General features: G+C 60.3%; 11 protein-coding genes and 1 tRNA gene. 6 read left to right on the top strand and 6 right to left on the bottom strand.

Features of this window, described 5'->3' with window-relative positions; translation table 11 throughout:
• The first annotated feature begins 102 nt into the window (after positions 1-102).
• The 4 genes from ACVWZU_RS09640 to ACVWZU_RS09625 all read left to right on the top strand — a co-directional run bounded on the left by ACVWZU_RS09640 (position 103) and on the right by ACVWZU_RS09625 (position 4,760).
• Entirely contained in the window at positions 103-1,743 is a 1,641-nt protein-coding gene (locus tag ACVWZU_RS09640; RefSeq protein WP_083757631.1) for a hypothetical protein, read from the top strand.
• Positions 1,740-2,870: a hypothetical protein gene (locus ACVWZU_RS09635; RefSeq protein ID WP_011432333.1), complete on the top strand. Its 1,131-nt coding sequence runs from the start codon at positions 1,740-1,742 to the stop codon at positions 2,868-2,870. The genes ACVWZU_RS09640 and ACVWZU_RS09635 overlap by 4 nt, the downstream gene beginning before the upstream one ends.
• A 139-nt stretch (positions 2,871-3,009) precedes the next feature.
• Entirely contained in the window at positions 3,010-3,822 is an 813-nt protein-coding gene (locus ACVWZU_RS09630; protein WP_457444596.1) for a hypothetical protein, read from the top strand.
• Positions 3,823-3,923: 101 nt separating this feature from the next.
• The gene (locus tag ACVWZU_RS09625) at positions 3,924-4,760 is read left to right on the top strand and encodes a universal stress protein (RefSeq protein WP_457444594.1); all 837 of its coding nucleotides are present in this window, start codon (positions 3,924-3,926) and stop codon (positions 4,758-4,760) included.
• Positions 4,761-4,784: 24 nt separating this feature from the next.
• On the opposite strand, the gene ACVWZU_RS09620 is transcribed toward ACVWZU_RS09625, so the two are convergent.
• The 4 genes from ACVWZU_RS09620 to prmA all read right to left on the bottom strand — a co-directional run bounded on the left by ACVWZU_RS09620 (position 4,785) and on the right by prmA (position 9,441).
• Positions 4,785-6,311, bottom strand: coding sequence for a hypothetical protein (locus ACVWZU_RS09620; RefSeq protein WP_457402326.1), 1,527 nt, complete (start codon positions 6,309-6,311; stop codon positions 4,785-4,787).
• A gap of 7 nt (positions 6,312-6,318) precedes the next feature.
• Positions 6,319-7,602, bottom strand: a complete 1,284-nt coding sequence (gene hisS / locus ACVWZU_RS09615; RefSeq protein WP_414332193.1) for a histidine--tRNA ligase — start codon at positions 7,600-7,602, stop codon at positions 6,319-6,321.
• 94 nt (positions 7,603-7,696) lie between these two features.
• Positions 7,697-8,533 carry a 16S rRNA (uracil(1498)-N(3))-methyltransferase gene (locus ACVWZU_RS09610; RefSeq protein ID WP_457444592.1) on the bottom strand — a complete coding sequence of 279 codons (837 nt, stop codon included), beginning with the start codon at positions 8,531-8,533 and terminating at the stop codon, positions 7,697-7,699.
• The gene (gene prmA, locus ACVWZU_RS09605) at positions 8,503-9,441 is read right to left on the bottom strand and encodes a 50S ribosomal protein L11 methyltransferase (RefSeq protein WP_457444590.1); all 939 of its coding nucleotides are present in this window, start codon (positions 9,439-9,441) and stop codon (positions 8,503-8,505) included. The genes ACVWZU_RS09610 and prmA overlap by 31 nt, the downstream gene beginning before the upstream one ends.
• A gap of 414 nt (positions 9,442-9,855) precedes the next feature.
• Here prmA and ACVWZU_RS09600 point away from each other — a divergent pair, with 414 nt between their 5' ends.
• A complete protein-coding gene (locus tag ACVWZU_RS09600) occupies positions 9,856-10,689 on the top strand; it encodes a hypothetical protein (protein ID WP_457444588.1) in 834 nt (277 codons plus the stop codon).
• Here ACVWZU_RS09600 and ACVWZU_RS09595 read toward each other — a convergent pair.
• Together ACVWZU_RS09595 and ACVWZU_RS09590 are read right to left on the bottom strand one after the other, a co-directional pair.
• Positions 10,686-11,435 carry a phycocyanobilin:ferredoxin oxidoreductase gene (locus ACVWZU_RS09595; RefSeq protein WP_457444586.1) on the bottom strand — a complete coding sequence of 250 codons (750 nt, stop codon included), beginning with the start codon at positions 11,433-11,435 and terminating at the stop codon, positions 10,686-10,688. The genes ACVWZU_RS09600 and ACVWZU_RS09595 overlap by 4 nt on opposite strands.
• A 165-nt stretch (positions 11,436-11,600) precedes the next feature.
• A tRNA-Ser gene (locus tag ACVWZU_RS09590) sits at positions 11,601-11,687 on the bottom strand.
• 151 nt (positions 11,688-11,838) lie between these two features.
• On the opposite strand from ACVWZU_RS09590, the gene panB reads away from it, so the two are divergent.
• Positions 11,839-12,624 carry a 3-methyl-2-oxobutanoate hydroxymethyltransferase gene (gene panB / locus ACVWZU_RS09585; protein WP_414332197.1) on the top strand — a complete coding sequence of 262 codons (786 nt, stop codon included), beginning with the start codon at positions 11,839-11,841 and terminating at the stop codon, positions 12,622-12,624.
• Positions 12,625-12,748 lie beyond the last annotated feature (124 nt).

Genomic DNA, 12,748 nt, shown 5'->3' with positions numbered 1-12,748 from the left:
ATTAACACTAAATAGCTCTTGAGGCTCGATTGGCGATTTAACCAGTTACCCTCCAATTAATCTCCAATTAATTCTAAATTCTTGAAGCTACTGAAGTAACCCATGTTTCTCAACAGGCTCAGGGCTTTCTTGCAGCTCTTCGGGTCTACCGGGATCCTGTTTCTGCTGCTGGCTAGCCTTCTGTGGGGTTTGAAGGAGGGCTGGGGCTGGGTGAGCTTGGAGATGCAGTTTCTCGGCTACAAGGGATCCGTGGCGGTTTTGGGGCCGGATCCGCGCCTGCCCATTGTGGGCACCACCTTTCCTCCCTTGCTGGTGCTGGCTACGGCCATTCTGGGACGATCCCCGCTGTTGCTGCAGACCATCTTGGGCTCTTTGCTGCTGGGCTGGGTGTGGCGGCAGTTACGCCGTTTGCCGGTGGAGGTGGGATGGTGCTGGCTGTGGGGTTTGTTGATGGTGGTGCAGCCGACTTTGATCTTGATGCTGCTGCGCAGCCCCGCTTGGACGGCCACCTCGCTTTTGCTGGGGGTAAACATGGCCTTGTTGTTTCCCCTGGCTGACGAGAAACGAGCAGCGGGGAAGTCAGTGGCGGCAGGGGATGAGCTGCCTATTACCCTGAGGCTGCTGCTCGTTGGGCTGGCGCTGGGGCCCCTGATGGTGCTGCGCTGGGAAAGCGGATGGCTGCTGCCCTGGGCGGGGATGCTGCTGCTGGTGGCCTTTCGCCGAGAAGTCTGGGGGTTTCGCTGGGCCTCGCTGTTGGTGGCCGGCTTTGTCAGCCTAGCCTTGATCCTGAGCTGGCTGTATGTGAATTGGCTGTCGGTAGGGGATCCCTGGGCTTTCACCTACCAGGTGGGCAGCGGTCTGCGGCTGCCGCAATTGCGGGAAGACTTGCAGCAGGCGGGTGGCTGGCGGGGGGTGCTGGAGGCTGGGAAATGGCTGGCGGTGCTGGCCCCTGCCTATCTGCTGTTGGGGCTGGGATCCCTGCTGGGCCGAGGCCCGGGTCGCTGGGTATGGGCTCTGGTCTGGGGGATGCCGCTGGTCATCCTGCTGGCTTCTCTAGGGCAGGGGCTGTTTTTGCGGGAGCTGAGCCGCTTTGGCCTTTTCTGGGTGCCGCTGCCTTTGCTGATGGGCGCCTACTTGTGTCGCGGAGCCGGCCCCGGCTGGGCTAAGCGCCTGTTGATCACTGCCCTCTTGGGGTTGAACTGCCTCACTGCCGGTTATGGGGTGAGCCAAGAGCCGGGTTTCTTCATGCCCCTGGTGGCCGAGGAGCGGGATCTCTGGGAGCGGCTGGTGGCAGGGTTAGTGCCCCTTAGTGGCGAGTTGGAAGCTGCCCAAAACCTGTATGAAGTAACCTCTGCTGGGCAAGCCCTAGAAGACTGGCGGAGGCTGCGGCAGGAAAAGCGCCAGGTTGGGCAGTATCTCTATCGCCACCTGTTGCCCGGACAAAAAGTGCTGGTGGACGACGACATCCACTTTGAGGCTATCTTTTGGGCAAGGGATCCCCGCTCTTTCCTTACTCCTCACCAGTACGAGTTTGCCCTGGCCCTTCAGCATCCCCAGGAAAGGGTGGACTACCTCTTGGTAGCGGGGCTAGCGGATCCCTTGCGGAGCGCCGATCGCATCCTGCAATTTTGGCCTGAGCTCAATTTTGAGGGGCTGCCGGGCTTCAGGGAGGTTTATAGCTCCCCCCAAGTGCGGCTGTGGGCTCGCCAACACCAAGAGGAACCGCAGGAGGAGAGGAGATGAAAAGGAGACGATCCTGGCAGCGGCGACAGGTGCTGCAAGCGGGCGGAGCGCTGCTGGCTGCCTATGGGGTTGCCGGCTGTGGCCAGGAGTTTTTGAGTCAGCAGGGGAGTCGCAGCCCGGAAAATGCCGAGACGGGAAGCATGAACTTGTCAGAGCTGCTGGCCCGCTGGCAGGTGGGCATTGGCGAGGATCCCGGTCGCTTCCTCTGGGAAATCGAGTCGGATCCGCAGGTGGCGGCAGTGGCGCAGGGGTGGGATCCCCATTTCCTGAGCGGTTGGCTGAACAGCTTTGATCACCGCCAGGGAGATCTCTCCTTTTGGCGCAACTGGCACCAGGCTGGGCTCTTGCGGCAGTGGTTTGAGCGGGGCTATACCCTGCATGTCATCACCTGGGAAGACGACACCCACCGCCCCTGCGGCGACTATCACATCTCCCCGCAATTTGTGGAGGACGTGGCCGAGCTGGCGGGCTATATTGCCCAAGCCAATCCTCAGGGCCGCCCTACCTATTGGAGCCTGGCCACGGAGTTTTCCTATTGGCGGATCCCAGCAGATACCTACAACGCCGACACTGCTTTCTACTACCAAGCCCTGATGCGCAATGTCCTCAAAGCCCGACAGGCCATCAAAGAGCGGCTGCCAGAGGCCGAAGTGGCCCTGTGCTGGGGGGGCTGGATTGCCACCTTTGACGACCCTTCCCAGGGGGCAGGCCGCAGCATGGTGGAGCCCTTTGCCGAGACTATGAGCCAAATGGACGGGATCGCCTTCCAGTCGATGCGCCAGCGGCGGCCCGGAGAGTTTAATCCAGAGTTGAACGGCCCGGATCCCGGTAACCCGGAGCAGATCCGCCTCTGTTGCCGCCTGTTTTCCCCCATCCACTCCAACCTGATGTTGGCCCACTACGAGCCATCGATTAAGGACAAGCACCCCAGCGGCGGACGGGCCGACACCGTCCATACAGACTTTCAGCTCATGAGCCAGCCGGAGTGGCTGCAGGAAGTGTCTCAACTGGGGCTGCGGCGCTTTTCTCTCATGCACTACGGCCTGTATAAGGGGGATCCCTTCGGAGCGCTGACCGCCGCTCGCCAATTCCGGGCACAGGTGGGCCTACCGGCTGCCACCTCATAGTTAGCAGTCGTTCCAAAGCCGGTTTTGTCCCGGATCTTGGCCCAGAGCTTGATCCTGGGGATACAATCCCCCTGAAGCTGCCGGGATCCCTGCCATGGAGAAGCTGAGATTTCTAAGGGCAAGCCTGCTGGCGAGTCTAGTGGTTAGTGCAATGCCGCCGGAGCTGCCGGCCTGGGCAGGATGCGGTTTTCCCCGCGGTGCCGGCAAGACTTTTTTTTCGCTGCAGCCGGAGGTCTATCGGCCTCGCACCCGCTTTGATCAGGGGGGACGCCTGCAGCCGGCCCTTTCGGAGTACGGAGAAACCCGCCTCAACCTTTTCGCCGAGACTGGCCTTAGCGATCAGCTCACTCTCAACCTCAACACCAGCTACGTTTTCATCGAAAATCGCTTTGCCAGCGGGGCTGACACCGTTACCCAGCGCAACCAGGGCCTGCGGGATCTGGAACTGGGCCTGCGCCATACTTGGGGGAACGGGGATCCCTTCTTCTCGGCTCAGCTAACGGCCTTGATCCCGCCCGGATATGCCACCCAAGACATTCCCCTGCCCTTGGGGTACGGCGTCTTCGGCTACGATCTCAAAGTTGGGGTGGCGGCCAATACCCAGTTGGGATCCCTGCCCGCCTTTTTCGACTCCTGCCTCACGTTCCGAGATTACTTGGGCTATCCCGGGGATCGGGTCAAGGCCAACTTAACCCTTGGGGCCGATTTGACTCCTGAGCTGCAGGCCATCCTGGCCCTGGATGGGGATTTTACGTTGGGCAACGGCGCGCCTTTGTTGTTCGGGGATTTGGCCGTTCAGGATCCCGACTACGACAACCTCAAGCTTTCGGGCCAGCTCAACTGGCGGCTGGAGGGAGGGTTAACGCTGGGCTTGGGGGGGTTTCAGTTCCTGGCCGGTCGCAACACCAATGCCGGCGGCGGCTTTACCGGCTATGTGTGGCTAAGTTACTAAAACCCAACAAAATGTTGCAGGACATTCCCTACGGTAACAGGGATCCGCAGGGGCAGATCTAGGATGAGTCTTGGCAAACTACGGCCCGGAGAACGGATCCCATGTCTCGATTTGAGAACCTCATTGCCGCCATCGATGGCAGCGGCCCCACTGAGCAAATGGTGCATACCCTTCTGTCTCTGCCGGCCTTTGCCCAGTGCAATGTTACGTTGCTGCATGCGGTGCCTTCCCAGACCTCTGCCGAAGAGATGCGGGCTGCCTGGCAAAAGGGGCAGGAACTGCTGGCCCAAACCCTGCAGACTTTCCCCCCCCGCCCAGGGCTAAAGATCAGCACGCAACTGGTGGAAGGGGATCCCAAGGTGGTGGTGCTGCAGGTGGCCGAGTCTATGCCCAATCCGCTGATTGTGATGGGATCCCGGGGGCGCAACCGCATCATGGCCATTTTGCAGAACTCGGTGAGCCAATATGTGTTCCAGCTCGCCTCCTGCCCAATGCTGCTGGTCAAAGACGACGCCTACGTCAAATACCCCAGCCATGTCATGGTGGCCCTCAACAACTCCCCCGCTGCCCAGGCCGCCTTTGCCACGGCCCTTGACTTGATCTCCGGCATTCAAGGGGCCCAGATCTTCCTGGCCTCTGTGCAGTTGGATGCCGACAACCCAGGTAGAGATGAGGCCCTAGATCGGGCAATCGACATCCTCAAAAACCGGCAAATCGGCCACCAAGTGTTAACTGCCGTCGGGGATCCGGGCACAGAAATTGTCCGCTTAGCCGCCGAGAGCAACGCCGATCTGCTGGTGATGGGATCCCCTGACCGCCGACCTACCATTGCCCGCAGCATTCCCGATTTGGATCGGCTGCTGGGGCGTTCCATCTCCGACTATGTGCGGGTGCACATCGGCTGCCCCGTGCTGATGGTGCGCTCCGTCCAAGACTAAACAGGACTCAAGAGCGAGGGATCCCTAAGGCAAGATAGAGCGGTGCTCTGTAACTCGGTCGCTCTGCTGCTGGCGATCCGGGCTGACGGCCCAAGCTTCAAAGATCAGCTCGGGGACGCCTGGGGGAATGGTCATGCGGGTTAAAGCTTGCCACTGCCCCTGATCGTCGCGGGAGAAGTCCAGCAACCAGCGGGGGCCATCCACCAACGAGCGGGTGCGGCCATGCTTGACCCAAAACTTGATCCAATAAGGTGGCTGGGAGGCGGCGCCGGCGGCGGAGGCAGGGGCCAAGGCCGGCAAACGCAGCACCACATCGAAATTGTCGCCCGCTCGCAATTGCTCAGGCACCAGCAGTTGTGGCGCCGGGCACACTTCTGGCGGCGGGGGCGAGTTTTTGGTGTCCTTGCTGGTGGCAGGCAGGGCGAATGCAGGCGGAGGTGGGGTGGCCGGGCTCCCTGCTGGGGCTGGCAGGGCGGCATCCTCGCCCATTGGCTCAGCTTGGGGGGGTGAGGGAAGAGGGGAAATCGGCGCCGCAGGCTGGGGGTTAGGTTCGGGTGCGGCCTTAGCAGAGGGCTCTGCCGGCTGAGTCGAGCCGGGATCCCCTCCAGCAGGAGCACTGTGCTGCCAGATGCGCAGCAGCTTTTGCAAGGTTCGTTCGGGAGAGAGCAGGGTTGCGGTCGAGGCAGGACTGGCAGCATCGGCCAGCCTCTCTTCCTCTTGCTGCTGCGGGAGGGGGATCCCTGCGCCAAGAAGTCCTGCCTCTTGGCTGCGACAGCGAATGGAAAAGGGGATGGTCAGGGTCTGAGGCGACGGCTCTGGATCCCACCAGGAGGAGGGAGTAAGGGCCAGTTCTCCCCGTAAAGGACGGGCCCACACTTGGCTGGGCAGGGTGATGGGGATGCTGAACACCGCCGTCCGCGCCCCCGCCGGGAGTTGAATTTGCCGTTGTCCCTGGAAAAGCGGCCTCTCCTCCCCTTCTGGCCAAACCTGTACCCGCAGCTCGCCGCTGCAGCCGATCCGCCCCGTCAACACCAGCACCTCCTCCGGGGATCCCTCCAATTCACTGTGCATTAGGGAAAACAGCTCTGGCGGGATGGCGACCTCTTTTTTCTGGGGGGGCTCAAACCCGGCCTCTTCAGCCACCGGGGCAGGGATCCCTCGTTCCGGCTCCAGAGGCGCGGGGGCAGGCACAACCTGAAAACGGAGACAATTGTCCAACTCGGTTTCACCGAACAGTTCTGCGATCAAGTCGGCATCTCGGCAGTGCAATTCCCAAAACCCAGGGGTGAGGCGGCTGGCAGGCAAAATAATGCCGATCCCTTCATCGTTGGTGCGCACAGAACGGGTTTGGACCTGTGGAGGAGTCGTGCCGGTGTTGGGGCCCTGATTCTGTGGCCCTAGAGGACGCTGCCGGACTTCCACCGTGATGGTGAAGTGGGGCTGGGGCGAACGGGCAACAATGGTGTAGGTATCTTCTTCCAGAACTGCTCCCTCGGCTGGTACTGGCTGCCAGTCTTCCTGGCCGTCCCGCCGAACCCAGAAATTTAACATAGCTCCATCACCTTGGTGCTCCGCACTGCTGACGCGAATGGCATGCCAGATACTGAATCAGATCGGCTTGCAAAAGGGTTTGCTGTTGCCCTGTAGGCAGGTGCTTAAGCTGTACCTCTCCGGCTGCAGCTTCCGCATCCCCTAGCACAACAGCCCAAGTTGCGCCGCTGCGGCTGGCCCGTTTGAACTGCTTGCCAAAGGCGCTGCCGCTCAGATCCAGCTCGGTGCAGAAACCAGCTTGGCGCAGCGCTTGAGCGATCCGGAGGGATTGGGCCTCAGCCTTCGCCCCACGGGAGATCACGTAAACCTCGACCGGTGCTGGCGGAGCCTCCCCTTGTTTCTTTTGCAACAGCAGCACCAGCCGCTCCATGCCGACGGCCCAGCCCACCGCTGGGGTAGAAGGTCCGCCCAGCTCTTCCACCAAGCCGTCGTAGCGACCACCCCCACAGACGGTACTCTGGGATCCCAAGTCAGGTGAGACGATCTCAAAGGCGGTGTCGGTGTAGTAGTCCAGGCCCCGCACCAAGTAGGGATCCAACTGGTAGGGAATATCCAACATCTGCAGGTGAGCTTGCACCTGCTCGAAGAAAGCCCGCGATTCTGGGCCGAGGTAATCCGGCAGCTTGGGGGCCCCCTCGGCAATCTCGCGGGTGCGGGGATCCTTGCTGTCTAGAATGCGCAGCGGGTTGCGGGTGAGACGCTCTTGGGAGTCAGGATCCAGCTTCTCCCGCAAGGGAGTGAGGTAGTCCACCAGGGCCTGGCGATAGGCCCGCCGATCCTGCAGATCCCCCAGGGAATTGAGCCGCAAGCTCAGGTTCTCCGCCCCCACCGCTTGCAACAGCTCCCAGGCCAAGGCGATGACTTCCGCATCGGCGCGGGGATCCCGGCTGCCCAGCAGCTCTACCCCCAACTGGTGGAACTGGCGTTGCCGCCCCGCCTGGGGACGCTCATAGCGAAACATCGGCCCACAATACCAGAGGCGTTGCACATCTCCAGCCGTTTGCAGCCCGTGCTGGATGTAGGCCCGCACCACACCTGCTGTGTTCTCTGGGCGCAGGCTCACCTCTTGCTCGCCACGGGTGCTGAAGGAGTACATCTCCTTGCCCACCACGTCGGTGGCACTGCCAATGCTGCGGGCAAAGAGCTCCGTCAACTCCAGGATGGGGGTGCGAATTTCTTGGTAGTTGGCCCGTCCCAGGATCTCTCGGGCGCTGGCTTCCACCTGCTGCCAGAGCCGCACCTCCTGCGGCAGAATATCTCGGGTGCCCCGCACCGCCTGGATCATCTCCATTCTCGTTCTCCCTCCCTGGGGTGGGCCTGGCCGCCTGCTATGCCAATGGCTGTTCTCGTCAAAGGACTCCGTCCCGCTGACGCAAACGGCCTAGTTATTGATTATCGGCGACAACACTCCCCGTCGCTAGCGGAGCCAAATGACCCCGATCCAAGCTCGAGTCCAACCAGGAGTAGGTGGCGGCAATTTGGCTGGTGGCAACAACAGCGGCGGTGGTAGCTCGCAAGATGGTAGGGCCAAGGGAGACGGACACTCCCCCATATTCCTCAGCCTGCCGACGTTCGGCAACCGTCCAGCCCCCTTCTGGGCCAATGGCTATGGCCAAGACGGGATCCTTGAGCTTTGGCAGGGCTTGCACCAGCGGGGGCGCTTTGTGCCGAGCCACGGCTATACCCCACCAAAAGGACTCCGTCCGAGTAGCGCGAACGGCTTGTAGCTCCGCCAGCCAACTTGTCCAAGGGGTAGGGGGATCGACCTGAGGCCAGCGCAACCGCTCACATTGTTCTGCGGCCTCCCGCACAATTTTTTGCCAGCGTTCCTGCCGCCCAGATCCCGGTTCCAACACGGTGCGCTCTGTCAGCAGGGGGGTAATTCGCGCCACCCCCAGCTCGGTAACCTGGCGGAGCACCTCGTCAAACCCCTGCCCTTTGACCACCGCCAAGCCCAGATGCAAAAAAACGGGCAATTCCCGCGGCAGCGTCTCCACCTCGCCCACAACTCGGGATCCCTGGGCTTGCCAACGGGCCGCCCACAGCTTGCCTGAGCCGTCCAAAACCAAAAAGAGATCCCCTGGCCTGAGGCGGCGTACCCGCTGCAAGTAGTGCTGTTGCAGACTAGTTAAATGGAGAACACCGCTGGGATCCCGCTGCGCTGGGTCAATCGCCAATCGGGGCAAAGCGCTCAGGTCATGCGTGCGTTCAGACAACACCATTCCCCCCGTCGCCAGAGGGCTGCCACCACCCATTCGTTGGCCTCCAGCATCTCCGCCACCAACTTGGCCTGCTCGATGAGGATGCCGCTGAGGATCAGCCATCCCCCCTCCTTCACCACCAGCCGAAACTCCGGGATCATATCCAGGATCACATCTGCCAGGATGTTGCACACCAGCCCATCCACCATTTCGGGAATATGCTCCAGGCTGCCCTGAGCGACCACAATGCGATCCGTCAGGCCGTTGAGATCGCGGTTGTGCATCGTGGCTTGCACCGCCAGGGGGTCGATGTCCACCGCAAATACCCGCTTCACCCCCAGCAGGGCCGCCGCCAACGACAGAATCCCGGATCCACAGCCCACATCGGCCACAGTCACTCCCTCGGCACCCCCGCCGCCCTCCAGGCGCATCTCCAGCGACTCCAGACAGAGCTGAGTGGTGGGGTGAGTGCCCGTGCCGAAGGCCATACCGGGATCCAGCCGCAACAGGTGACGACCGGGGTGAGAGGGCGGCTCCAGCCAGGCCGGACAAATGAGCAACTTGTCCCCGACCCATTGGGGCTGCCAGTGCTGCTTCCAACTGCTGCTCCAATCTTCCGCCTCTATGCGTTCCCAGCGCAGCTTCGGAACCCGCTGACCGGCAATGAGGGCATCCTGCTGCAGGCGCAGGGAGAGGGCTGCCAAATCCAAGAGGCTGACGTGAGGCCAAGGCAGATAGGCGTGAATGCAAATCTGATCTTCGCCATAGGCTTGGCTGGTCATGCCCCGACAGCCAAAATTCTCCAGCCGCCAAAAGATCAGGTCTTCTTGGGCAGGGGAGGCGATGAGACTGAGATCCCACCAGGCTCCACCGGGATCCGGCGCTTGTGCGGGCGAAAACGGAGTGGGATTGGCAACAGTTCTGCTCACAGGGATCCCTTCACAAACCTAGGGAAAAACCAAAGTGATGGCCAACAAGATAGCGCTTCATGTCACCCAGCCGGCCAGCACTCAATGCGGCACTTTATATCAAAAATTGCAGCGCTCTGCTCAATTCATAGTTTAGGCTTATTCTGGCTATTCTGGGATTGAAAGGCTCACAGCGTCGGTTCAGCAGCGAAGAAGGGAAGGATCCCCCCAATTGGGGGATGACCCTCAGCGGCTCTTTGGATGACCAGCTCAGCCCTGTGAGATAGATTAAGTCCAAAAGCATTGAACAAGAATTGGATGCAGCGTTGACATTCGTTCCGAGCCTCAGTGATTTTGCGGATAGATGGGGTTTGGCTAGGGCGTACTGAGCAACGATGTAAGGATGAAGAAAGAGCAACGCAGGTGGCGAGGTCGATGTCAATTGAGCAGTCAGGGCAGCAGCCGAAGGTAGCTCCTTGGGGGATTACCAGAGGGGAAAGGGCTGCCCATGAGGATCCCCAGCCGCTCAAAGTCAGCACCCGCAAGGACTCCGTGCCGCTGACGCGATCCGCTCTGATGCGGCGTTTTAATCAGAGCTTTCCGCCTTTTTACAGCCAGTTTGTCAGCAGCGAGGTACAGGCCCAAAATCTGCGCTTGGCTTACACCCTCTACCAGACCCGCAAGGCGGTGGTACAGGTGCAGGACGAAGGTCGCAAGACGGTTGTCTGTCTGGCCTACCGCAACCGACCTTCTCTGCTCAGCGATCTGTTTGGGGTGTTCACCGCTTTTAATCTCTCGGTGCATGGCATTCATCTCTATGGGCAGATCTACTCACCGCACCTGGTGTTTATCCGCACCATTGTCTCCCGCGATGGCCACAGCCTTTCTTCCCAAACCAAGCTCAGCCTAGAACGGGCTATTCACGAATGCCTGGCGGGTGTGTTTCGCGTTCATGAAACCTTGGCGCTGGAGTTTGATCTCAAGGCCGGACTAAAAGACGTGCAGGTTTCTTTTTATTTTGACCCGGTGTTTCATTTGCCCACACTTTTGGTGGATGTGGACAACCAGCCGGGCGCGTTTTACCGGGTGATGACGGCCCTCGCGCAGGAGGATTTGACCGTTGTTAACCTCAACTTGATGCTCCGCCGCAAGCAGACGCGCTTTATTTTCTACTTGCTGGGGCCGGATTCAACTCCAGCCATGCCGGAGTTCTTAGGGCAAAAATTGGCCTTGAGCATCCAGCAGCGGCTGCAAGGGGATCCCGCCTAGATCTGCACGGGACTGGGAGGCAAGTCAAAAAGGACGGTGTTCATGTAGCTCTCTGCCCAGGCGGGACCGAAGGCTTTTTCCAAAACGCGGCGGGTGCGGTCGTTCTGCTGTTGCTGGCTGCAATAGCGCTGCTGCCCCTGGTAGTGGGCCAAAATCTGGCCGGGATCCGTCTGTGGGGGGATCTGCTGCGCCAGCCGGCAGTGAATTTCCAGGAAACGGCAGGCAAAGTGTAAAAAGCGCTCGGCCTCTGCTTCGTCGGCAGGACGCACGAACAGACAGTAGGGAGAAAAAATCGTGCCCCACTCCGGCAACCGGCGCCGGTGTTGGAAAGGGACGAGATGGGATCCCAACGCTTCCAGCTCCTGGATATAGAGATCGGGCAAGCTGGGGGTCACCGGCGAGAGATCGACAATGGCGGCGCTCACCTGTCCGCGACCGACCACAATGTCGCAACCGAACAGCGGCAGCGGGTACTGCGGCTGCGGAAACATAACGCAATGGAGAATATCCAGGCTCTGCCCGGCCTGGGCCAGCTCCAGGTGCAGTTTGCGAAAGGGATCCCCTTGGTAGCAGCGGTTTTCAATTTGCAATTTCTCACCCTCTAGGCGGCCTTCCACGTAGCCCAGATCTTCAGGCAGAGGATAGGGGGCTAGGGTGAGGGTAGATCCCCAAACGTTCAGGATTGCCTCAGATAAGCCCTGAATGAGGGGATGCAGTTGGGCAGAGAGAGCAGGAGCGGTGAACATAAGACTCTAGAAGAAAGGCCAAGAACCCCATCCAACCTTGACCTTGGCTCCATGCCAAAGTGTTATGGGGGAACCGCACCGCTGATGCGAAGGGCTTGGGTGGGATCCCCAAAAATCCCAGAGGCCCTAGCTGGGCAAGGCGTTCTAAAACTGTATGCCTGAAGACGGAAGGGGTGGGATTCGAACCCACGGTGACCTTGCAGTCACAACGCTTTTCGAGAGCGTCACAATCAACCACTCTGTCACCCTTCCAGTCAGCTGTGGGGCTTTACCATCTTAACGGCAAACCGAGTCTCCTGCTTCTTCCCAGCCTCAAAGCCAAGCTTGCTTCCCCCACGGGATGCGGTTGATGGGAAAGTGCTCCGCACCGCTGGCGGGAACGCCCAGATGAGATCATAGGGATATGGCTGCTCTATCCATTCACCACTTTCGCCAGGCCAAACAGGCGGGTCAACCTTTGGTGGCCCTCACGGCTGCCGACTACGCCACCGCTCAGATTTTGGATCAGGCTGGGATCGACTTGATCCTGGTGGGCGACAGCTTGGCCATGACCCACTTGGGGTATACCAGCACCCTGCCCCTGACGCTGGAACAGATGCTCCATCACGCCCAGGCGGTGCGCCGCGGGGTAGAACGGGCCTTTTTGGTGGCCGACTTGCCCTTCTTGACTTATCAAGTCCACAAAGAACAAGCTCTCCTCTCAGCAGGGCGGTTGATGAAGGAGGCAGGAGTCAACGGGGTCAAGCTGGAGGGGGGCTACCCCGACATGGTGGAAACGGTGGCCTTTCTGGTGCAGCGGGGGATCCCGGTTTTGGGTCATATCGGCCTCACTCCGCAGGCCAAACATCAACTGGGAGGCTATCGCCAGCAGGGAAAAACCACTCCGGAGGCGGAGCGTCTGCGACAAGAGGCCCTCAGCCTGGAGCAAGCAGGAGCATTTGCCCTGGTTTTGGAGCACATGCCGGCGGAATTGGCTGCCCAAATCTCGGCCCAAGTGGGGATCCCAACCTTGGGCATTGGGGCCGGGCCGGCTTGCGATGGTCAGATTTTGGTCACCCACGATCTGCTGGGGCTGAGCGAGCGGATTCCCCCTTTTGCCAAGGCCTATACCAATTTGAGACAGGCAATCCGAGAAGCGGTGGAAGCTTTCGCCGACGATGTTCGCCAAAAAGTATTTCCCCCCCGCTGAAGGGATCCCTTACCCATTCAAAGCTTGGGCAGAGCATGACTCTAGTCAATAATAAGCTCAACTATACTGAAAATAATGTATAATATGTTCAGTACGGATTACTACCAGTTGATCTTTCTGTTTA

This window comes from Thermostichus sp. MS-CIW-26, assembly GCF_054059115.1.
The sequence above is the reverse complement of the archived record's forward strand: the minus strand, read 5'-3'. Positions and strand labels throughout refer to the sequence as shown.